Genomic DNA, 19,169 nt, shown 5'->3' with positions numbered 1-19,169 from the left:
GTATCTCGTCGACACCAACGTCGTCTCCGAAGCGCGGCGCGGCGCGCCCGAAGCGGTCCGCTGGCTGCGCTCGGTCGATCCCCTCGCCGTCCATCTCAGCGTCATCACCCTCGGCGAAATCATGCGCGGCGTCGCCCTGAAGCAAAAAGCCGATCCCCGCGCCGCCGCGCATCTGGCGGAGTGGCTTCAAAAACTCCGCCGAGAACACGCCGACCGTATTCTGGCCGTCACCGATCAGATCGCCCTCGAATGGGGCCGGATCGCCGCCCTGCGGCCGCGCGGCGAGGCCGACGGTCTGATCGCGGCCACCGCGATTGTCCACGACCTGATCATCGTCACCCGCAATGTCGGCGATTTCGACGACACCCGCGCTTCGGTGATCAATCCGTGGGACATTGGCTGAATGCATCGAACCCGGAGGTTTTAGGCGCATGATCGAGAAACCGCCCGAAGAGGTCGCCGTCGAAACTTCGGCTGTAACAACGACGGCGTCGCGGTCCTCGGCCCAAGCCGCCAGGCGTCTCTTGGTCGGACGCCAGGGCCAATGCCGCTCGCCAGCCCGACCCCTTGCCGGTCGGTTCGTTCTGAGGTAGAAGATAGAATATTAGGAACCTAGGTAGATCTGATGGCGCTCAGCATCAAAGACCCCGAAACAGAACGGCTCGCTCGCGCCTTGGCGCAGCGGACCGGCGAGAGCCTGACGATCGCCACCCGCCGGGCCCTGGAAGAGCGGCTGCGCCGCATCGGCGGCGACGCGCGCAAAGCGGCGCTTCTTGAAGACCTCGCGGCGAGCCGCCGGCGCTGGGGCGCGATGGCTGTTGTCGATCCGCGCAGCGCCGATGAGATCCTCGGCTATGACGCGGACGGGCTGCCGCGCTGATGGTGATCGACACCTCCGCCATTGTCGCGATCGCGATGAACGAATCCGAAGCCGAGGCTTTCGAACGGCGCATCGCGGACGCCGCCGTTCGATTGATCTCAGCGGCGACCGTCCTGGAGGCGGCGATGGTGCTCGAAACCCGGCTTGGCGAACCGGGCGGCGGCGAACTTGACCTGTGGCTGCTTAGAGCCGGCGTCGAGATCGTCGCCGTCGATGCGATTCACGCGGACCAGGCCCGGCGCGCCTGGCGGCGCTTCGGCAAGGGCCGCCATCCCGCCGGCCTCAATTTCGGCGACTGCTTTTCTTACGCCTTGGCGGCGCTGACGCAGGAACCCTTGCTATTCAAGGGTAATGATTTTTCCAAGACCGACATCGAGGCGGCCTGAGCCATGTCTTCGTCATCCGATTCTTCGCTCCAGCCGCCCGCCGCCCCTGCGCCGCCGACTGCGCGCTCGGATTCCGGGCTTGGCGCCTCGCCTCCCCTGCCGACCCATCTTTCTGGCCTCGCCGACAAGGCGCGCGACTACGTCAAGGCCGCGAGCTCCGCCAACACCAACCGCGCCTATGAAGCCGACTGGCGCCATTTTAACGCCTGGCGCCGCCGCCAGGGCCTGATCAATTTCCCCGCCAACGAGCCGCAGATCGTCGGCCTTTACATCACCGCCTGCGCCTCGGGCGCCGCGAGCGCCAACCGCACGCCGAACTCGGTTTCGACCATCGAGCGACGCCTTTCGGCGCTGAGCTGGGGTTTCCGCCAACTCGGCGAAAGCTTCGACCGCAAGGACAAGCACGTCCTGAACGTCCTCGCCGGGATCAAGCGCACCCAGGCGCGGCCGCCGTTGCAAAAGGAAGCGGTGCTGCCCGAGGACCTGCTGGCGATGCTGGCGACCCTCGAGGTTGGCGATCTGCGCGGCCTGCGCGACCGCGCCATCCTCCTGCTTGGCTTCGCCGGAGGGTTGCGGCGCTCGGAAATCGTCGGACTCGATTGCGGGGCCAAACAAACCGAGGACGGTTCCGGCTGGATCGAGATTCTCGACAAGGGCCTGGTCGTCACCTTGCGCGGCAAAACCGGTTGGCGCGAGGTCGAGGTCGGACACGGTTCGACCGAGGCCACCTGCCCTATCGCCGCGCTGCAGAGCTGGCTCAAGTTCGCCCGCATCAGCCATGGACCCCTTTTTCGGCGCGTCGCCAGCGCCATCAAAGGCGTCGCCGCCGACCGGCTGACCGACAAGCATGTCGCCCGGCTGGTCAAGGCCTCGGCCTTGGCGGCGGGAGTGCGCGGTGATTTGAGCGAAGGCGAGAGGCGGCAAAAATTCTCCGGACATTCGTTGCGGGCCGGCCTCGCCTCCTCGGCGGAAGTCGACGAGCGCTATGTGCAAAAGCAACTCGGCCACGCCAGCGCCGAGATGACGCGCCGCTATCAGCGCCGGCGCGACCGGTTCCGCGTCAATCTGACCAAGGCGGCGGGCCTATGACGCCGTCGGATCAGACGGACCGGCGCCGAGGGTCGCGACATCGGTCAGCGCGAAGCCGGCGTCCGTGGTCAGGATGGGCGCACGACAGGACTTCGCCGTCGCATAGTGGAAGCAATCGGCGAGATTCAGCGCACTGTTTCGCTCGCTGTCGGGGTACCGGTGTCGCCCATAACGTTCGAACGCTTGAAGCGCGACGGGCAAGTCTCGCGGCCCGATCGACAACACCTGGATGCCAGCCGCCTCAATAAACTCCTGCACCCGGGTTTCCGCCTCGCCCATGGGAATGCGCTTCTTGCGGTACAGACCAACTGTCGCTTCCCATGCCGCCAAAACAGACGTGACCGGCCGTTTCGTCCGCGCCGTATCGATATGGGTCGCAAGATCCTCGGCGCCCGGCTCGTCCGTCAGGATGGCAATGATGACGGAGGCGTCGACGAACATCAGTCCTCACCGCTCAGATCGTCGAAAAACGCCTTGTCGGCGGGAAGGCCGCTGTCGGGATAAGCGGCGATACGTTCGCGCAACGGTTTGAGCCGGTCCCACAAGGGAAGCGCCTCAGAATCCCGGCGCAATTCGTTCTCCAGCGCGATTCTCACCGCCTCGGTCTTGCTGACGCGTTTTTGGGCGGCGAGTTTTTCGGCTAGCTGATTGACCTGTTCGTTGCGAATATTGAGCGGCATGCCCGACCCCACGTGTTGCCGTAAATATGGCATTGTCTACACGCGAACACAAGGTCCATCGGAGAGCGTCCAGCGGAACGCGAACGGAGCAAAATCGCGCTACGTGCACAAGCACCTCGGCCACGCCAGCGCCGAAATGACCCGGCGCTATCAGCGCCGGCGCGACCGGTTTCGCGTCAATCTCACGAAAGCTGCGGGACTGTGAGCGTCTAGGCACTTTTTTTCGCGCGGTTTTTCGCGCCGATCAGGGCCATGAGCATTGGCCCGACGGAAAATTCGTTCAATTCGGCTTTGCGGGTGAGCTGGCGCAAATAGCCTCCGGCGCTGGTGATCGTGGCGCCGCGTTGCAAGATCGCGGCAATGACGATCGCGGCGGGTTTCTGACCCATGACGGCTTGCGCCGCTTCCCAGGCGCTCGGACTGATGCCAAGGGCGGCGCGGGCGAGGCTCGCGGCGGAGAGAAGGTCGCGCCAATGAGCAATCTCCCCTCCCCTTGCGTAATCGGCGATGTCGGGACATGCCTGGAGCACCATTCCGAGAGGAAATACGACTTCTGCAGGGCGCCTTGGCTCGGGATTGGCCACGATCTCGTCCGCCCTGTCTTCTTGGGGGGCAGGTTCAAGATCAATTCTGGCTTTTGGGTTTGAATTCTGTATGTGCTGCTCATTATAGGCGCCATTGGCGCCCATAATAGTTGGTTCAAGATGATCTTCGATGGCTTTGCGGAGGCTGGCGCACAGCGCTGCGAGCTCGTCGAGGATCGGCTGAATCTCGCCGAGGGTGGCCTTTGGAGGCTTTCTGGCGACGATCGCCTCAAACGTCGTCTGAACATCCTGCCAGGTCAAAGCCCCCTGCCCTGCCTCCGGTGGACGAATCCCTTCCTCCTTGCCGGTGGCGATCGACTTGACGATCTCGCGCCGCAGGATCGAGAAGTCGGAGCGCGCGTCGCGAAGCTCTTGCTCCTCGGCAAGGACCGCCCGCGCGAGTTCCTTGAATTCGGCGGCTCGCGCGACGAGCGGCGAGAGATCGAAGCCGAAGGCCTGGCCGGTCGCCCCCTCCCTGCCCTTTCGGACGTAACGCTTGCCGTTGGGGCTGTCCCTACGGAGGATGATGCCGGCGTTTACGAGGAGCGCCAGGTGGCGGCGCATCGTCGACATGGGCATGCGGCCCGCCCTGAGAGCGATCTGTTCATTCGATGGAAAGACGATCAGATTATCTCCGGTCAGCGCCACTTCGGGATGGAAGGCCAGGAGTTCACTGAGGATCGAAAGCGCTCGATCGCTGAGGCAAAGACGGAAGGCGGCGGTTCGAATGTCGTGATAGACCTTCCATTTATGCGCCACGGCTTCCTGCGGGCGCTGGTTTGCGACCATTTGGTGTGCGACCTGGGCAAGCGACAGGGTTCGCCGCCCAAAGGGCGTCGTCGGGTAGATCGGTTCCATTGTGTTCGCCTTTATTCAGGCAACAGAAAACCGCTCGTCAAAACGACGTCAACTCTTGACAGTGATTCGGGAGGTCTCTAAGTTCAGTTTGCGAGATGAATCTAGAGGCTTCCGAGACGGTGACGTTTTGGGAGCTTTTTCTTTGCGCGTTTCTCCAAAATTTGGTGAGTGGTTCAGTTAGAGCGCCGATCCGGCGCCAGGTGTTCGACACGGCCTTTCGTTTTCTAAGTCTCCTTTTTGATTGGGGATGAACTCCCATTCGGGCGCGGATTGGCGCGAAGTCCAAACCGGCGCGAAATTGCTATCGACCTCCGCCGATGGGATGGTGAAGACAATAGGCTCGAAGCCCAATAGCTGCAGACGCTTCGCTTCCCCGGCGCTTGGATCGATCCGAGACCAGCCTCACGAGCGGGCTTCATGGAGCATTTTTCTGTGGGCATCCCGGTCGCCCACGCGTCAAATTCTTCAGCGCGGGCCGGGAGGGGCGCGTTGTCAAAACCGACACCGGACCCGTCCTTCCCTGCCCTGTTTTGGCGTGCGTAGCGTTCGCCGTTGGGATTATCACGGCGGATGATGAAGCCGCAGACGATGGGCGCAGCCATTTGACGCTGCGGCCATGCGGGCCCTCGCTCGAACACACAGATGCGAGCCTTAGCCGCACAGATCGCCCGAAACACATGCCATTTATGCACGAATTTGTCTGGCGGGCGCGCTTTTGCCGCGGCCTGGCTTGCTACGTGGGCGAGTTTCAGGGGCCGCCGCCCAAAGGGCGTCGTTGGATATGGGTTTTCCACTTTCTTTCACCTTGTCATCAGGCAAAAGAAGTCTGCTCACCGAAACTGCGCCAAAAATGCTTGACAGTGATTCGCGGAGATGAGATTCTCAGATTGCTTAAGTCAGAGAAAGGCTTCCGCGCGGCAACGTTCGGGGGCTTTTTTCTTTTGCGGTTTAGTCTCCTGTTTCGTTACGAACCTTCGCCGCCATGAACGCTTGATAAAGCGAATCAAGATTCGACGAAATGAATTGGCCAAACTCGCTCGCATGCTTCGATTTGAGCGAGAGGCTATAAGTCTTTCCTGTGTTCTGAATCCTCGCCGCGACCATTTTGTCGTCAGGAGACCAAGAAACCAGTTCATCTTTATGGGATACTGTCTTTCGCGGCGATTTCCGCGATGCAATCAATCGCGCGAGAAGATAATTGAAACGGTCAGACGCTTCCTTCGATTGGAACTGCAACGACGCTATTTCACGCTTAGCGAGCTCGGCCGCCGCCGGATGCGCTACCAGTTTTTTCAGCTCCTCCCATCGATCCCGACCGACGGTTCTGGCGTTGCCAATGGCGTCAATCACCGCCGACGGCACTGTTTCCGCCACAGAAAGCATCCGAGACAATAAGGAATCGTCGATCGTAAGCGCGGATTTTATGGTGTCCTTGCTCTGCCCCATGTCGAGCAGCTTTTTTGCAAACAGAGACTTTTCAATGAAGGATAAGTTCGCCCGTGCCGTATTCTCCTGCCCTTGCGCGACGATGTGGGCGATATCCTCAAGATTTTTGATCACAGCCCTTACCGGCACGCCAAGTTCCTTGGCTACCCTCGCCCGGCGATGGCCAAACACGATCATATATCGCCCGTCGTGATGAGGGTGAGGGCGAACCAAAATTGGTGTCGATTGCCCATGCGTTTTGATCGCATCGCGCAGAAGGAGATAGTCTTCATCATTGCCCTCAATCCTGTCGGAAACGAACGAACCATCAATGACATCGGCATCAAGGCTGACGATTGTTTCACCCGCGATCATCTTTTTGGTGTTTTCCGCCATTTCATCGATCGAAATCAACATTGAGCGTGACGCGCCGCGGCGGGCATAATCAGAACGTGCTTCAATATCTGCCTTGGACGGCGCAGAATCAGCTGCAACACTCGTGAGAAGATTTTTCCGAGCCATCCTAAGCTCCTGTGACATGCGCGGACGCATTGAAAAAATGGGTTAATTTCAATTTTTGCACGGCTGTCAAAGAAGTCATTTCCGCCCCCACGCGCGATGGAGAAGCTCGACAATCTCCTCGTTGACCGCATTGAGCGCATCAAGCGCTCGATCATAAGTGCCGCGGGTGAATTGGGATCGCTCAATCTCATAAAGAGTTTGGTTTGTGATCCCTGCATCGGAAATTGCAGTGGATTTCAACATCGGGCTCGTCAGCATTTGCTTGGGGAAAAGCGCTTGCATAAACCCCACCATCTGGGCTTGCGGCCCGTCGGTCGGCTCATATCGCGTAACAAGATATCGGAACCATTTCAGCCGAACCTCTGCGCCAGCTGCGCTTATTGACTGCAGGATACCGCCCAGCATGAGCAAAAATTGACTCATCGACATCACATCGAGCATTTGGGGATGGATAGTGATGAGGACCGAGCTTGAGGCGGTAAGAGCTGTAAGCGTAAGGTAGCCAAGCTGGGGTGGACAGTCGATCACGACGACGTCGTACCGGTCATCGACCTCCTTCAATGCGTTGGTGATGCGGGTGAAAAACAGACGTCCGTCAGCGGATGACTTATTAGTAGCAGCGATCGGTGTGTCGTATTCGTATTCTTGCAACTCGAGATTCGCAGGAACGATGTCGAGCCCAGGAAAGTTCGTTGGACGGATCACCTCGGAGATCAGCTTTCTAAATTTATCGTACCGAAGGGCTTCATAGAGCGACGGATTCTTGTCCAGCTCTGGCTGAATGCCGTGAAGAGCAGAAAGTGACGCCTGTGGATCAAGATCAATTGCCAGGACGCGGTGTCCGGTAAGTGCAAGATGCTGCGCAAGATGCGCGGCCGTGGTCGTTTTGCCGCTTCCTCCCTTGAAATTGACAACGGCAATTACCTGAAGCGGTTCTCCGGGACGCCTGTGAGGAACATATTTCTTGAAATCGGCGCGACCGTGCCGATCAAGATATTGACGCAATTCCAGCATCTGCTCGGCGGTGTAGGTGCGCCGCCCAGACGCTGATGTGATCGGCACAGGCCCTTTGCCATCCAGATGTAGTTTTTTGATGTTCGACGACGTTACACCTAAAAAATAGGCAACCTCGGCCAACGAAAATGAGCGTAACCCTTTCGTGGCGTTCGGCGGATAATGCTCCATTCGGAGCATATTCAGCTTATCGGAGATCAATTCTCCTTGGCGGAGGATTGCCTCGTGGAAGCTGAAGCTGTCCAGCTCGTCAATCGCGGTGACCATATTCATCTCGACAAATTCCGGAATAACGTTTTTTGCAGCGAAAGCACATTTCAAGCGGGAATTATGCCCGATTCGTTCATTGCATCAATGTTTTTTTAGTTAACGAAATATTAACGGCGCGATTCGTTCCGAATTTAGCACGCAAAATGAATTAGAATGCTGTAGTTGAGAGCTTTCCAGACGTTCTGCACGGCTGTCAAATTATTGCCCACTCGGGGTCTGGTCGGCCACAAAAAGATCGAAAGGCACCTAAGCAATATTGGCCGTGCTCCTCGGGCCGGCGACCAAAAAAATCAAAGACACCACCGTTGGACGGATACGGGCCTGACGCATCGCAAACTCTTTCCGCTGGCAATGTCGCTCCTTGGGGCCGGCAAAGTCGAAAACTTAACTGTCCAGGAAAACGCTCCTCTCCGTTCAGTTCAAAAGCGGGGCGAGATCAATCAGCCCATTTAGGGAACCTCTGCTCTGTTTTCGAAGTCTCCGTCTCAGCAGGGCAGGGAAGAGCATTCCTCATCACTAACGCCAATGCCGATATGGCGTCACGACCTCAAATCAATACAAGCTCAACGTCTTCGAGCGAGAACTCTTCGGCGCGGCGGTCGTAGAGCTGCGTCCTCCGCGTCGAGGCATGGTTCGCTATGTGCGCAGCGCGTTCCAGGCCGGTGGCGCCGAGCACGATTTTGCTGGCGCGCATATTCTCGTTTTGGGCCCATCGGGGCCTTTGAACTGGACGAGCGGAAATTCGCTTGGCGGCAATGGACTGGAACAAGGCGGTATCGTCGATCGATTCTTTGCTGACGCAGATCGGGTCGAAAACGGCTTGCGGCTCTGGCAACTGTTCGGGGAGGGGGTCCGCGTTAGCTGCATTGATCGGGAGCGCGGCTTGGGAAAAGACGGCGATGGAACGTGACGTTCGAACGATACGCATTTGGTTTTTCCGATGAGCGGCCCGTCTAGTTGGGGAGGCGGGGGCGATTGGGGGCTGTGCCTGATTAGGACTGACGCAGGAGCCCCTTGTACTTCGACGTGAAGCCGCATTTCGACGCGACAATTACGATCAACAGTGGTTGGCCGCGATACGCCGCGAGGCTCCGGTCCTCGCCCGTGGTTAGCTTGGCGGTGAAGTCATACAGCGCCGTCGCGCGCTCCCTTTCCTCTTGGTTTGCGCGCGGTCGCCAACACATAGTCGAAAGCGCTGTACACAGTGCGGGCATCGAAATTGAGCAGCAGCCGATAAGGCAGCCGGCCGGCCGGCGGAAGCCTGGCGAACAGCGCGGCGTCCTCACCCAGCGCGCGGTGCCAGCCCGGGAAGACATGGTCTCCGATAGGCGTCACATCCACGGACGCGAAGCCGGCCGCGTTCAGCTTCGCGGCATAAGGCGCTCGCCGGTCGGCATTGGCTGCGGGCACCGCGAATTTCTGCGCGAACTGGGACCAGGTGAAATCCTGCGCCCGCCGGCGCAGCGGTTCGGGTTCGGGAGCCGCACGAATCACGTCGGCTAGCACCAGCCGCCCGCCCGGCCGCAGCACTCGAAAGGCCTCGGCCAGGAAATCGGCGCGGGTGTGGAAATGGAAGGCGCATTCCACGGCGGTGACGATGTCGCAGCATGAATCCGGCAGCGGCATCGCGGTGGCGGAGCCCTCGGTGAGCGTGATGCGATCCGCCATGCCCCGCCGCTGCAAACGTTGGCGGGCGAGGCGCACCTGCACCGGCGTCACGTTCAGCCCAGTGATGTGGCGCGGCGCAAAACGTTCGATCCACAGCATGTCCTGATCGGCAAAGCCGAAGCCCACATCCACGACATCGTCATTCGGCCCCATCGCCGCCGCCTCGGCCACCAGCGTGGCCAGGGCCGGACAGGCTTCGTCAATCGTTCGCGCGGTCTTCCAGTAGCCGAGATTGAGGTACAGGCCCTTGGCCGTAAAGGCGCGTGTCGCCAGTAGGCCGTAAAGTTCCGGCGCCGCCAAGCTTTGGAATGGCGCGTATGCCCAGGCTGCGAAACGGGCCGCATCCCATAGGCTTGACCGGGCGCGGGTGGCGCTGGGTTTGGTTTCTGCCATCGGAGCCGCCTGTGTGTGATGTTCCAAAGGGTGGGTGCCGCGCGCTGGTTCAGGGGAAATGTTGTCTCGTTCTATTCTGCGCGGAAACGCAGGAGCCGCTTCCCGAGCGGTGAGCAAGAGTAAGGCCACACGGGCTTCAACCAACTGGTGACCATCATTTGTGGCAACGTCAAAGCGGCGTTGATGCGGAACGCAGGCGCCAGCAGGCCGGTCGTCGAGCCACGTCAGGCCGACAAGGCCCGCTGCGCAGATGGCGCCAGCCGGCAACATCACAGTGGCTACCCAGCGCGCGCCCACCTTCGGTTGCTCCGCAGCCCGCCAAGCGCCGAGGCGCAAAACGTGCCGCACCGAGGGACCGAGACCAAAATACAGCCCGAACGCCAGCACCGGCGGAAGCAGCATGAAGCCCGCAGCCGTGGCGTGTCAACGGCGGCGACAAAATGTGCCAAGTGGGGGCGTAAAAGTGAACCAGTCGGGTTGAGAGAAAAGGGCTGACGGCGGGCAGAGCGGTCAGCTTGCTCCAGGCGTCACATGCGGCTACGCAGATTTCCTCGTAGGTTTCGAAGACCCTGTTGGAAAGCCAATAGGAGCACAGTTATTGCCAGATATTTTCGACCGGGTTCAATTCCGGCGAGCGCGAAGGCAGCAGTCAGCGTCATGTTTTTGGGAACCCGGAGCTTGTCGGTCGTATGCCAGCCGGCGCGTCAAGCAGCATGACGGCTTGAGCGCCCTTGGCGACAGTTTGGCTGATCTCAGAGCGCGATTTTGATGGCGCCTATATTCTCGTAGTGGGATTATTGGAGGCGCTTGAAGGCTACGAGCTGGACTACGGGGCTTCTCTGGTTCGGAATGACGCCGGAAGACTTAATTTTAAAAGGGGGAGCCGCGGCTCCCCCAGCTTTGGTTTAAAACCGTACCGCGACGCAGGATCATGTTGGTGCAATATTTGCCCGTTTCATGCAAAAAAAATCTCTGCGGAATAAAATCAAGAGGGCGGGACCGGATGAAACCTATCTTGCCAGACTACGATCCTGTTTTGCAGCGATTTTTCCTGAAGAAGGAAGCCTGGCGGGCTTGAAAAAATTGAATCGATTGATAGAATCCGTTTTGCTGTTTGAACGGCGGTCAAAATCTTTCATCGGCTAATCATGAAATGTAATCATGGTGTATCTCTGTAACATAAGGACTAATTCTAAAGGTGAATGCAGATGGCGTCAGGAAAAATTCACGGAATTTGTTTTGATATCGAGGCGCTAGGCGCAATTCCCTCAGACGACCACGCTCTTTGGTCAGCAGCATTAAAATGTTGCACCATTCACTCAAAGCTGGTGGGCGAAGTGGAATTTGGAGTGGATAACCTGGATCCAGCATCTATCGACACCTTAGCAACCGAGCGCGGGCGCGCTGTGACAGATTTAGCAGAAATGCGTTCCTGCGGGATAGACGGAATCATTCTGAAAAAAGTTATTTTAATGTCGGTAGCTGGGGGTTACGACGAAACCGCGCTGTTGCTGAGATCTTGTCTTTCAGATTGTGATCGGGTGATTGAAAGCCAGAGCGAAGTTAACTTGATTGACATCGAGCCGGAGCTTTCGACACTGATCGCAAATTTTTTTCAACCTGTAAATCAATTAGTTAAAGAGTCAGATCGTTTCGCCGACGTGAGCATAGCGGGTGCGGAATCTGATCTACGCGAGTCATGTCGTGTAATTAAAGACCTGGGCGCTCAGATTGAAGCCGCGATGGATGCTGTTGCAAAACATCCGGCGACGACCTTCGCCGGTTTGAACGCGAAACTCGAAATATTCGAAATGTCTGACGGATGTCGCGGCAACGGTCACGCTCTCTTATCTTTGAGGGGTTCGATGTTTCGCGATTTCGACAGGCTGCTGGAGCCTTTAAAAAAGCCGGTTCTACCATGCTCGGAAAAGATTTGTTCCGAGCCCTAAATCGCGCGGACTTCGCGCCGTTCGATCCTAGCGTGTTTCCTGTCACTCGATTGGAGGCACATGAGAATGCGTTTTTCTATTGGTATTGCGGCCCTTGCGAGCGGTCTTGCACTCTCGACCTCGGTGCGAGCGCTCGACGCTGGACACTGCGCGGTCGATCTTTCCAAGCCTCTTGCCCTCGCGGCGGGCGACCTGCGGGTTGTCGACAAGAAGCCGGCTGCGGCTGTCATAGCCGAGCCAAGAATTCCGGAACTGGTCGCTCCCGCGCCATTGGACGCGCCGGCGCTTTTAGCCGAACCGAAATCTGCCGTTGCGGAACCGAACGCTGAATTCATGACGCCGCCGGCTCAAGTTCCGGCCCGCGATCCCGTCGCCGCCGAGGCGCTGTCGGTCTTGAAGGACGTCGATAGCGTGCCGGCGCTTAAGCACGTGGCCAGCACTGGCGCCAAGATTCTCGATCTCGGCGAAAGACACGGTCTTCATTCCGTGGCGGCGCGAGTCGGGGACCAGTTCATGATTTTGCAGGTCGCGCCGGACGGGCAGGCCGTCGTTGGCGGCCCGGTCCTCGAACTTTCCGAGGCGCGGCTGATGGCGATCGGAGGCGCCCAGGTCACGGACATAGGCGAGAGTCACGGTCTCAAAGGCCTGTTTCTTCGGAACGGATCGGAGATTCAGGTCCTTTACGCCACTCCCGATAGGCAGGCGATGATCGCCGGCGTGATGTGGGATTCGGCCGGCAAGAACCTCACCCGCGATCAGGTTGCGAAAATCGACGGGGCGATCCCGACCGTTGTCGTAAGCGACGGGGACAAGGAATTTTCTGCAAAAGCTGTGGAGTCCGGTCTGGCGGTTGTGAAGCAGGCGACATTTGGAGTTTACGGCCGCGATGGAGCGCCTGAGTTGTGGATGATCGTCGATCCGGCCTGCACTTATTCCATCCGCGCTTTAGACCAGCTCAAGCCCTTCGTCGAAGCAGGGCGGGTTCAGCTCCGGATCGTCCCGATCTCGATCCTCGATCACGAAGACAATGGGATGAGCACCCGGGCCGCGTTGGCGCTGCTGAGCAATCCGCTGGAGCACATGGCGAGTTTATGGATGCAGCGCAATTTCGGCGGCCAGCCATCGGCGGAAGCCGCTGCCAAGCTACAAAAGAACGGGCAGATTTCCGAGTCGATCAAGCTGACCGGCACGCCGACCTTTTTGTTCCGCAAGCCTGATGGCTCCGAGGGGCGGTTGGATGGAATGCCGACCGACATCAAGGCGCTGTTGGCGGAAGTCTCCGGGAGGCGCTGATGGGCGTGATGAGCCGCATCGGCCGGGGAGTTCGCAAAGCTGCCGCGGTACCGTTTATTCTCGTGCCGTGGCGACAAATCAAAGAGAGCCACCGCGCGATTGAGGACCAGGCACGACGATTTTTGTCGCAGGCGCAACCAACGAAAGCGGCCGAACAGCAAGTGATTAGCGACGGAGATCGACTGCTCGATCTCCGGGCTTTTGCGGAAGCGCGAGGGCTTTCGGATGGGCAGGCCTGGGCTCTCTTGGCCAAGCGGCGGCGGGAGACGGCCGTGGCGGCCTATGCTTGCTTCGGCCTGGCGTGGGCGTCGTTTTTGTGGCTGCTCTATCAATTGGCGACAGTGTCGTGGACGTCGAGCGCTATTGTCATCGTGATGGAATTCAGTCCGTCTTGCGTGCTGTTTTTCTTGATGGCGTTCAAATTTGCGCTGGATAATTTTCGGTTGCGCATGTTGCGTCATGCGACGGCAAGCGAATTCGTGAGTACGAACGAACCGTTTTGGCCGCGCTGATCGCTTCGTCCGGTACAGAAAAAGGGGCGGGGCCTTGGGTGGCGCCGCCCCTTTCGTTTAGGAGGGGAGGGGGGAGCGTCAGAACGTGCCAAGTGGACGATTTGCGTCACCGCCCGAAGCACCCGTCGCCCATTGGGAATGTTCGTAATCGGGGCGATTGCCTTGCGAGGCCGGCTCGACGGGTTTGACGATCGTGCCGTTGCGATCAAAGACCGGCGGCGCCCAGGTGGCGTTTGCCGAACCATAGGCGGCGAAGGGATTGAAGAAGAAATGCTGGATCGGCGGCGCTGCCGGCGCGCGATAGCTGTCGGGCGTTTTGAGGTTGGGGCTGGCGCAACTGGCGAGGGGGAGGGCGGCTATCGGCAGGATCAGAAGAAGGAATTTCATGGAACAGGCTCCTTGTCAGAAGCCTATCCTCATTAGCTATGGCGCGAAGACCTAGCGCAGCGCTTCCCAGATCTCGCGAAGGCGAGCCATCTTTTTCGGCTGGTCGGCAAGTCCTTCATAAATTTCGCCGCGCATGTGAATGCCGGCGACTTTGAGGGCAAATTCACGCAGTTCGGCGAATTCGGGACGCGCCGCTTTCCCTTCTCTTTGAGCCTGAAGAAGGTGCCCAGCCATATCCAGGAATTTTAGCAAGCCGTTGCGTTCGGCCGTCACCCGGTTGAGCGCGGCGACCTGGGATCTCAACGCGACGTTTTCTTGTTCGAGTTTTTTCGCATGGGTAATCCATTCGCTCGCGATTCGGTGGTTATGTTCAGCGTTCGCCTGAGCGTTCTGGAATTGTATGCTGAGGGAATCCAGATAGCTTTGGTCGACCGTGATCTGACGTCGCCCGTCGATGCCCTGCCACACGCTGTCGATAGCTTTTTGCCGGTCTGTTGCCGATTCGCCGGCCATGTAACCAGCCAAAAAGGAGTCGGAGAACGCGAACATTTTCAACCATCCGTTGGTTTCTGCGAGCTGCGCATACCTGTCGTCGCTTGTAGAGTACTATCGAGACTGCTCGTTGTCGATTGCGATGCTGGTAACGCGGCAGTGCGGCTTCCAGAAGCGGGTAAATAGGGGCCGCCCGAGCCGGTTTTTTGACTGGAGGAAAAAACGGATTGGGTTCTGTTTGTGAGGGCATTGACCGAATTCTCAGTGCCTTTATAGGCCGCGAGTTGCGCAAATTCGTTCATGTCGACGCGGTTGCCGCCGCTGAAGCCGATCAGTCGCGGCAGGTGGTGCGGGATCAGCGAGACCATGCGAAACGACATGACTGCGGCGGTCACATTCGTCAGGATAAACACCGACATCAGGGTCAGGAAGCCGAGTACGTTTGTGACCAGCCAGCCGTTGGCTAAAACAAAGCCGGCGGCGATGCCAAAGCTCATACTGATGAGCCACGCCATTGATGCGAAGATGAAATATCCGAGGAAGAGGCCGAGCAGCATCAAGGTCGGCCGGAAAAGAACGTTGAAAATGAGTTCGTAACCGGGACCGCCTCGCCCATGCAGTCCTTCGCCTTCAAAGGTCATGTGGGCGAGCATCCAGAGCGGCACCGCAACGAAGGCCTCGCAGACGAGGATCAGATAACCGGCGACGCCCGCCATCCAGACCACCCAGGGAATCATCGGCAAAACGTAAGCGATCATCTGGCCCTGCGCGAGAAACACGCCCGCGCCGACAAAAATTGGGGTCGACAGAAAATTGATGACGCTGGCGGCGCCGGCGGCCGCGAGCCCGCCAAAGATGCCGCCGCTCGCTAAGCCGCCGCCAACGGCGGAAACCGTTCCGACGGTTGTCGTCAACGCCGCGGCGGTTCCCATGATCGCCAGGGCCGCCAATATCATTTTGTTGCCAAGAGCGATCAACCCGCCAAATGGGTCGCTCCATTGGTTGGTCGTGGGAGACAAGTTATTGACGAGACTATTGAGCAAGGCGGGCGTGATATTGAGCGCCCGAAATACCTGCTCGAGGGTGCTGTTGGGGTCGCCTCCCGTATATTGCCCTGTTTGTTTTCCGCCATAAGCGCTTGGCGTCGAAAGACCGTCTTGAGTGTTCACGTAGATTTTGAGCTTGCCGAGCAGCGAAGTCGTCGAAAAGAAAAGCGGTCCGATGTCGGACGTGAGTGCGGGCGAAAGGCCTTGGAAGCTGGGCGTGTTGATAACAGGCGTCGCGCTGGCGAGCGACAAGGTGAGACCATTCAGACGCGCGAATTCGAGATAATAGGCGCCGGCCGAAGTCCACCCCAAAGCGGAGAGCTGCGTTTCGTTCTGGATCAGTCCGAGGTTGCCAGTGCGCGCATCCTGCGATTGCTGACTGCTGCGCAATTGTTGCGTCAGCGATTGAGCTGCCGTGGTCAGCTGGCTAGTATAACTTTGAACGGTTGATGTATAAATCGATTGCAGACCGGACAGCGAGGTTTGGTTCTTTGTCTGCCAATAATTATTGGCGATGCTTTGAATTTGTGGACGAAGTGTGCTCAAGGTATTTTCGAGGATTTGCTGCTGCTGTTGCGCCATCTGGTTGGAGAGATTGGTGTAATTGCCAGTGCTGGAGAGAGGTTCGTTAAGGGTGATTGAGCCGCAGGCGGGCGAATCGGTCGCGTTTCCCGCGCTCAGGGCATAGGTATAGGTGACGACGCCCCCGCCGGAGCTTGAACCGGCGACAGTGGCCGTTGGCGCGGGAACGATCGTCGATGCGGCCGCCACATTGACGAAAGCGGCGCAAAGCTCGTCCTCCATCAGGTTCAAGATCGTTGTGCCTGCGCCTGGAATAATCGGATCGGCGACGATCATGGCGTCGGGACCGATCGCCTGAACGACGTTCGTGTATACCGAGCGGGCCATTCCGATCCCCCATCCGGCCGCCTGAATAACAAAGCTTTGCCCCACGGAAAATCCGGACGAGGTTGGGAGCATCATGATTGCGGCGAAACCGATTCGCACGACTGCGAGACTGGTCATCGAATTGGTCAGGAGCCTTGAGGTTTCGGAAACGCGATGAATATTGATGATCGTCAAATAGCAAATAAACGCCATGGCGATGGCCATGACGAAGCCTGTAAGCTGCCCGATAACCTGGCCGATGACGTTTGCAGCCGCGCCGGTCGAGGTCGCAGCAGCTCCGTTGACTGGAAAAACGCTTTGGATGGTTTTCCACGCCCAGTCGTCGCCGGGATCGAGGGCGGACCAGCTTACATTGAAGCTGCCGTTGCCTGCCTGAGCCGCGTCGGCGCCGGCGAAGGCGAAAGCGAAAAAGAGGGCGATCGGGAGAAAACGGATCAGGCGACAGGTCATAACAGCCTCGCGGATTTTGGTCCGTCGAGGCTGTCACGCATTGGCGCGAAGTCGAAAGGTTCAAGGCGACATGCCTGGGCTGGCCGACGGGCTATGTCTGGAGAAGACGTTGCGGATGGTCTCGAAGGCTTGGGTCAAAGCCTCGCGCCCGTTTTGAAGCGCTTCGTCGAGGTTGCTTTTTCCAGCCTCCTTGCCGGGAACTTCGGCGCTGGCTTTGACGATCTGCTGGTCGAGAGCTTCGAGCCGGGCGAGAAGGCCGGCGTTTCCGTTTTGCAGGATCGGAGCGGCCTTTTCGCGTTGATCGGCGAAGGCGTCGAGCGCGCCGGCCGCGTTCTCGTAGGCGGCCGAAAAATTTTCGTCACGCGCCAGCGTGGCGTTGAACTCTTTTCGCAAATCCTCGTAGGCGCCGCCGGGCCGCATTTCGGAAAGCACTTCCTTCATGCCGCCGGGAGCGGCCTCGGCCGCTTCGCGGATGCGAGTGAGAATGGCGGAGGAATCGGCTTTTTCGAGAGCTTCGAAAGATTTGACGGCTGCCTCGCCGGCGCGTTCGGTGGCCTCTAGCTGGTCGGTATCGCGGCGCGGCTGCATTCGGGTGTTGTTGAATCTGTCCAAAAGCGCGCGCGCGCTGCCCGGTTTCGCTGGGGTGTCGGCGGCAGGCTGCTTGGACTCCTGCGGTGCGGTGGCATCGGATCGTTCGGGGCGAAAGCCCGTAAGCAAATTTCGGAGAGCAAGGCTGCCTCCGACCGGGTTTGAGGGTCCGTGGGCGGTCGAATTTGTCTGCGCTGCCGGTGGGGCAGGGGAGGGCGTTTCCGGCTTTGCGGCTGAAGGGTTTTGCTGCGGCTGGGCAGGGGAGGGGGCGGGCTCCTTTGGGGCCGGTTCGGCCGCTTGCGGAGCGGGGCGCCCTGCGGAAGGATCGCCGCGAAAGGCGTTGGCCACGGTTGCGGCGATGACGCCGGCGGCCGTGATCGGCGCTATCACAGGCTGCTGCGTTCTGTCGTAAGACTGCTGATGGTCGTTATTGCGACCTTGTGGCGGGCGTGATTGTTCGGAATTAAGTGGACCGTCGATTTTCGTAGCCGCCGTGTTTGTGTTTTCTGTTGTGGACGGTGTTTGATTTTTGTCCGGCGAGAAGCGTTGCTTTTCAGTGGTGTTTTCGGCAACAGGCTCGCTCGTCGTATTGGCCCCAACGTCTTCGTTGGCAGGCGTCTGCGCTGCCGCCGTTTCGGGAGTGCCGGTGATTTTGCCGGTCGGTTCTGCTTCGGAGTCAAAAGCCGCGATCAAGTCTTTTAGCTCGCGCGACGGTCTCTCCGCCGAACCCTCGAACGAATTTGAGGGTTGCGCCGACTGATCGGAGTTCATTGGTGCGAGGTCGATGCCGAGGCTTTCGGCCTGCGAGCGGTTGTAGGAGCGCTTTGAATAAATGCCGCCATGGTCTTCGATATAGGCATCGTCTACCGATTCGAGATCATCGGTCAGCATTGCGGTATCGTCGTTGAAAATCGTCACGTCGAAAGTTTCTTCAGTTTTCGTATCGGTCTCAAGCGCGCCGCCCGCGGCGGCGGCTTTGCTGGCAGTGTCCGCGTCGAGATCGAAAGCGCTCATCAGTTCTTCGTTGCCGGGTGCCTCTTTGTTGGCCGAACCTTCGGCAGAGGTGTTGATATCGTCCTGGTCGTCCAATCGGGGCGCCGGCGTCTCGCCGATGAGTCCTTCATAAATATCGGGGTAGAGGTCTTTGACGTTTTGCCGCGCTTCGGCAAGCTCCGACAGGTCGAATCGTTCGGGGAGTGAAACAGCGATGATCGATCGCATGCCGGGATCGTCGTACCAACCGTCCGGGTTGCGGAAGGTCTCATCGATCCTCTCGTTCAATTCGGGGGTAACGTGAAGACGCGTTTCAATAGGCGTCTCAAATAAGGAGATGCCTTCGCCATGGTAGTTCCTGGTGGTCGTGTAACCCAAATTTTCGTCAGGATTTTCGAACATTTTGGCCGAGAACGCCTGATAACTCTCAGGGTCAGCTTCTTTTGCTTGCAAATGGGCGTTTTTCAATTGCTGCTCGGTGAATCGTTCCGGAAAACTTATCGCAACTGGGAAGTCGTCGACGCCCTGATACCATCCATTGGGTGCGCGCCAGACGGCATCGATCTTCTCGTTAAGGGCGGACGAAACGTGGATACCGGAATGCTGCGCGTCGGGACCGTTGTGAATTGCGATGCCTTCGCCGAGCGGTACTCGCGTTTTCGAGTAAAGCCAGGGCTCGTTTTTGTTTGCGGCGCCAGGCGTGTTTTCTTCGGCGGTCTCTACGAGAACGTCGGGCTTGCCTGGATTTTGAGCGAGATCGGAATCATCCATGACAAATCTC

At 58.8% G+C, this 19,169-nt stretch carries 19 protein-coding genes and 3 pseudogenes; 8 read left to right on the top strand and 14 right to left on the bottom strand.

Going from position 1 to position 19,169, the window contains the following annotated elements; all coding sequences use genetic code 11:
* From QZY01_RS13215 to QZY01_RS13200, 4 genes are all read left to right on the top strand, one after another.
* Positions 1-403: type II toxin-antitoxin system VapC family toxin (locus QZY01_RS13215; RefSeq protein WP_294537771.1), on the top strand; the 403-nt coding region annotated here is incomplete at its 5' end.
* Positions 404-625: 222 nt separating this feature from the next.
* Positions 626-880 (top strand): type II toxin-antitoxin system VapB family antitoxin, encoded by a 255-nt coding sequence (locus QZY01_RS13210; protein ID WP_294537770.1) that lies wholly within the window; start codon positions 626-628, stop codon positions 878-880.
* Complete coding sequence (locus tag QZY01_RS13205) at positions 880-1,266, top strand: type II toxin-antitoxin system VapC family toxin (RefSeq protein ID WP_294537769.1); 387 nt, start codon at positions 880-882, stop codon at positions 1,264-1,266. The genes QZY01_RS13210 and QZY01_RS13205 overlap by 1 nt, the downstream gene beginning before the upstream one ends.
* Before the next feature lie 3 nt (positions 1,267-1,269).
* Positions 1,270-2,355 carry a tyrosine-type recombinase/integrase gene (locus QZY01_RS13200; protein ID WP_294537768.1) on the top strand — a complete coding sequence of 362 codons (1,086 nt, stop codon included), beginning with the start codon at positions 1,270-1,272 and terminating at the stop codon, positions 2,353-2,355.
* On the opposite strand, the gene QZY01_RS13195 is transcribed toward QZY01_RS13200, so the two are convergent.
* On the bottom strand, positions 2,350-2,796 hold the full coding sequence (locus QZY01_RS13195; RefSeq protein ID WP_294537767.1) for a type II toxin-antitoxin system VapC family toxin: 447 nt from the start codon (positions 2,794-2,796) through the stop codon (positions 2,350-2,352). The genes QZY01_RS13200 and QZY01_RS13195 overlap by 6 nt on opposite strands.
* Positions 2,796-3,035 (bottom strand): type II toxin-antitoxin system VapB family antitoxin, encoded by a 240-nt coding sequence (locus tag QZY01_RS13190; protein WP_294537766.1) that lies wholly within the window; start codon positions 3,033-3,035, stop codon positions 2,796-2,798. The genes QZY01_RS13195 and QZY01_RS13190 overlap by 1 nt, the downstream gene beginning before the upstream one ends.
* 97 nt (positions 3,036-3,132) lie before the next feature.
* Here QZY01_RS13190 and QZY01_RS13185 point away from each other — a divergent pair.
* Positions 3,133-3,240, top strand: a pseudogene (locus tag QZY01_RS13185) (integrase); the annotation flags it as partial.
* Between the two features lie 4 nt (positions 3,241-3,244).
* On the opposite strand, the gene repC reads toward QZY01_RS13185, so the two are convergent.
* The 8 genes and pseudogenes from repC to QZY01_RS13145 all read right to left on the bottom strand — a co-directional run.
* A complete protein-coding gene (repC, locus tag QZY01_RS13180) occupies positions 3,245-4,477 on the bottom strand; it encodes a plasmid replication protein RepC (RefSeq protein WP_294537765.1) in 1,233 nt (410 codons plus the stop codon).
* Between the two features lie 224 nt (positions 4,478-4,701).
* Complete coding sequence (locus QZY01_RS13175) at positions 4,702-5,079, bottom strand: helix-turn-helix domain-containing protein (RefSeq protein ID WP_294537764.1); 378 nt, start codon at positions 5,077-5,079, stop codon at positions 4,702-4,704.
* A gap of 346 nt (positions 5,080-5,425) precedes the next feature.
* On the bottom strand, positions 5,426-6,424 hold the full coding sequence (repB, locus tag QZY01_RS13170) for a plasmid partitioning protein RepB (RefSeq protein WP_294537763.1): 999 nt from the start codon (positions 6,422-6,424) through the stop codon (positions 5,426-5,428).
* 75 nt (positions 6,425-6,499) lie between these two features.
* On the bottom strand, positions 6,500-7,711 hold the full coding sequence (gene repA, locus QZY01_RS13165; RefSeq protein ID WP_294537762.1) for a plasmid partitioning protein RepA: 1,212 nt from the start codon (positions 7,709-7,711) through the stop codon (positions 6,500-6,502).
* Positions 7,712-8,255: 544 nt separating this feature from the next.
* Positions 8,256-8,636 carry a hypothetical protein gene (locus tag QZY01_RS13160; RefSeq protein WP_294537761.1) on the bottom strand — a complete coding sequence of 127 codons (381 nt, stop codon included), beginning with the start codon at positions 8,634-8,636 and terminating at the stop codon, positions 8,256-8,258.
* Positions 8,637-8,715: 79 nt separating this feature from the next.
* A pseudogene (locus QZY01_RS13155) lies at positions 8,716-8,892 on the bottom strand (hypothetical protein); the annotation flags it as partial.
* Complete coding sequence (locus QZY01_RS13150) at positions 8,834-10,171, bottom strand: methyltransferase domain-containing protein (RefSeq protein WP_294537759.1); 1,338 nt, start codon at positions 10,169-10,171, stop codon at positions 8,834-8,836. The pseudogene QZY01_RS13155 and the gene QZY01_RS13150, both read right to left, overlap by 59 nt.
* A 97-nt stretch (positions 10,172-10,268) precedes the next feature.
* Positions 10,269-10,523 (bottom strand): annotated as a pseudogene (locus QZY01_RS13145) (transposase); the annotation flags it as partial.
* A 454-nt stretch (positions 10,524-10,977) separates the two neighbouring features.
* Between QZY01_RS13145 and QZY01_RS13140 the strand changes: the two are divergent.
* The 3 genes from QZY01_RS13140 (at position 10,978) to QZY01_RS13130 (ending at position 13,523) form a co-directional block, all read left to right on the top strand.
* On the top strand, positions 10,978-11,718 hold the full coding sequence (locus QZY01_RS13140) for a hypothetical protein (RefSeq protein WP_294537758.1): 741 nt from the start codon (positions 10,978-10,980) through the stop codon (positions 11,716-11,718).
* A 66-nt stretch (positions 11,719-11,784) separates the two neighbouring features.
* Positions 11,785-13,011, top strand: coding sequence for a hypothetical protein (locus QZY01_RS13135; protein ID WP_294537757.1), 1,227 nt, complete (start codon positions 11,785-11,787; stop codon positions 13,009-13,011).
* Positions 13,011-13,523 carry a hypothetical protein gene (locus QZY01_RS13130; protein ID WP_294537756.1) on the top strand — a complete coding sequence of 171 codons (513 nt, stop codon included), beginning with the start codon at positions 13,011-13,013 and terminating at the stop codon, positions 13,521-13,523. The genes QZY01_RS13135 and QZY01_RS13130 overlap by 1 nt, the downstream gene beginning before the upstream one ends.
* Positions 13,524-13,601: 78 nt before the next feature.
* On the opposite strand, the gene QZY01_RS13125 is transcribed toward QZY01_RS13130, so the two are convergent.
* From QZY01_RS13125 to QZY01_RS13110, 4 genes are read right to left on the bottom strand one after another with little or no spacing between them, the layout of a single operon-like run.
* Positions 13,602-13,910, bottom strand: coding sequence for a hypothetical protein (locus QZY01_RS13125; RefSeq protein WP_294537755.1), 309 nt, complete (start codon positions 13,908-13,910; stop codon positions 13,602-13,604).
* 51 nt (positions 13,911-13,961) lie between these two features.
* Positions 13,962-14,459, bottom strand: coding sequence for a hypothetical protein (locus QZY01_RS13120; protein WP_294537754.1), 498 nt, complete (start codon positions 14,457-14,459; stop codon positions 13,962-13,964).
* A 2-nt stretch (positions 14,460-14,461) separates the two neighbouring features.
* Entirely contained in the window at positions 14,462-16,807 is a 2,346-nt protein-coding gene (locus QZY01_RS13115) for a DotA/TraY family protein (RefSeq protein WP_294537753.1), read from the bottom strand.
* A gap of 60 nt (positions 16,808-16,867) precedes the next feature.
* Positions 16,868-19,159, bottom strand: coding sequence for a hypothetical protein (locus QZY01_RS13110; protein ID WP_294537752.1), 2,292 nt, complete (start codon positions 19,157-19,159; stop codon positions 16,868-16,870).
* Positions 19,160-19,169 lie beyond the last annotated feature (10 nt).

The organism is uncultured Rhodoblastus sp. (assembly GCF_903903185.1).
GTDB lineage: Bacteria > Pseudomonadota > Alphaproteobacteria > Rhizobiales > Beijerinckiaceae > Rhodoblastus.
The sequence above is the reverse complement of the archived record's forward strand: the minus strand, read 5'-3'. Positions and strand labels throughout refer to the sequence as shown.

What these genes read in the sequence shown, in the direction of transcription:
- QZY01_RS13210 (WP_294537770.1), top strand. Translation starts at nt 626, where the DNA reads ATGGCGCTCAGCATCAAAGACCCCGAAACAGAACGGCTCGCTCGCGCC.
- QZY01_RS13205 (WP_294537769.1), top strand. Translation starts at nt 880, where the DNA reads ATGGTGATCGACACCTCCGCCATTGTCGCGATCGCGATGAACGAATCC.
- QZY01_RS13200 (WP_294537768.1), top strand. Translation starts at nt 1,270, where the DNA reads ATGTCTTCGTCATCCGATTCTTCGCTCCAGCCGCCCGCCGCCCCTGCG.
- QZY01_RS13195 (WP_294537767.1), bottom strand. Translation starts at nt 2,796, where the DNA reads ATGTTCGTCGACGCCTCCGTCATCATTGCCATCCTGACGGACGAGCCG.
- QZY01_RS13190 (WP_294537766.1), bottom strand. Translation starts at nt 3,035, where the DNA reads ATGCCGCTCAATATTCGCAACGAACAGGTCAATCAGCTAGCCGAAAAA.
- repC (WP_294537765.1), bottom strand. Translation starts at nt 4,477, where the DNA reads ATGGAACCGATCTACCCGACGACGCCCTTTGGGCGGCGAACCCTGTCG.
- QZY01_RS13175 (WP_294537764.1), bottom strand. Translation starts at nt 5,079, where the DNA reads ATGGCTGCGCCCATCGTCTGCGGCTTCATCATCCGCCGTGATAATCCC.
- repB (WP_294537763.1), bottom strand. Translation starts at nt 6,424, where the DNA reads ATGGCTCGGAAAAATCTTCTCACGAGTGTTGCAGCTGATTCTGCGCCG.
- repA (WP_294537762.1), bottom strand. Translation starts at nt 7,711, where the DNA reads ATGAATATGGTCACCGCGATTGACGAGCTGGACAGCTTCAGCTTCCAC.
- QZY01_RS13160 (WP_294537761.1), bottom strand. Translation starts at nt 8,636, where the DNA reads ATGCGTATCGTTCGAACGTCACGTTCCATCGCCGTCTTTTCCCAAGCC.
- QZY01_RS13150 (WP_294537759.1), bottom strand. Translation starts at nt 10,171, where the DNA reads ATGCTGCTTCCGCCGGTGCTGGCGTTCGGGCTGTATTTTGGTCTCGGT.
- QZY01_RS13140 (WP_294537758.1), top strand. Translation starts at nt 10,978, where the DNA reads ATGGCGTCAGGAAAAATTCACGGAATTTGTTTTGATATCGAGGCGCTA.
- QZY01_RS13135 (WP_294537757.1), top strand. Translation starts at nt 11,785, where the DNA reads ATGCGTTTTTCTATTGGTATTGCGGCCCTTGCGAGCGGTCTTGCACTC.
- QZY01_RS13130 (WP_294537756.1), top strand. Translation starts at nt 13,011, where the DNA reads ATGGGCGTGATGAGCCGCATCGGCCGGGGAGTTCGCAAAGCTGCCGCG.
- QZY01_RS13125 (WP_294537755.1), bottom strand. Translation starts at nt 13,910, where the DNA reads ATGAAATTCCTTCTTCTGATCCTGCCGATAGCCGCCCTCCCCCTCGCC.
- QZY01_RS13120 (WP_294537754.1), bottom strand. Translation starts at nt 14,459, where the DNA reads ATGTTCGCGTTCTCCGACTCCTTTTTGGCTGGTTACATGGCCGGCGAA.
- QZY01_RS13115 (WP_294537753.1), bottom strand. Translation starts at nt 16,807, where the DNA reads ATGACCTGTCGCCTGATCCGTTTTCTCCCGATCGCCCTCTTTTTCGCT.
- QZY01_RS13110 (WP_294537752.1), bottom strand. Translation starts at nt 19,159, where the DNA reads ATGGATGATTCCGATCTCGCTCAAAATCCAGGCAAGCCCGACGTTCTC.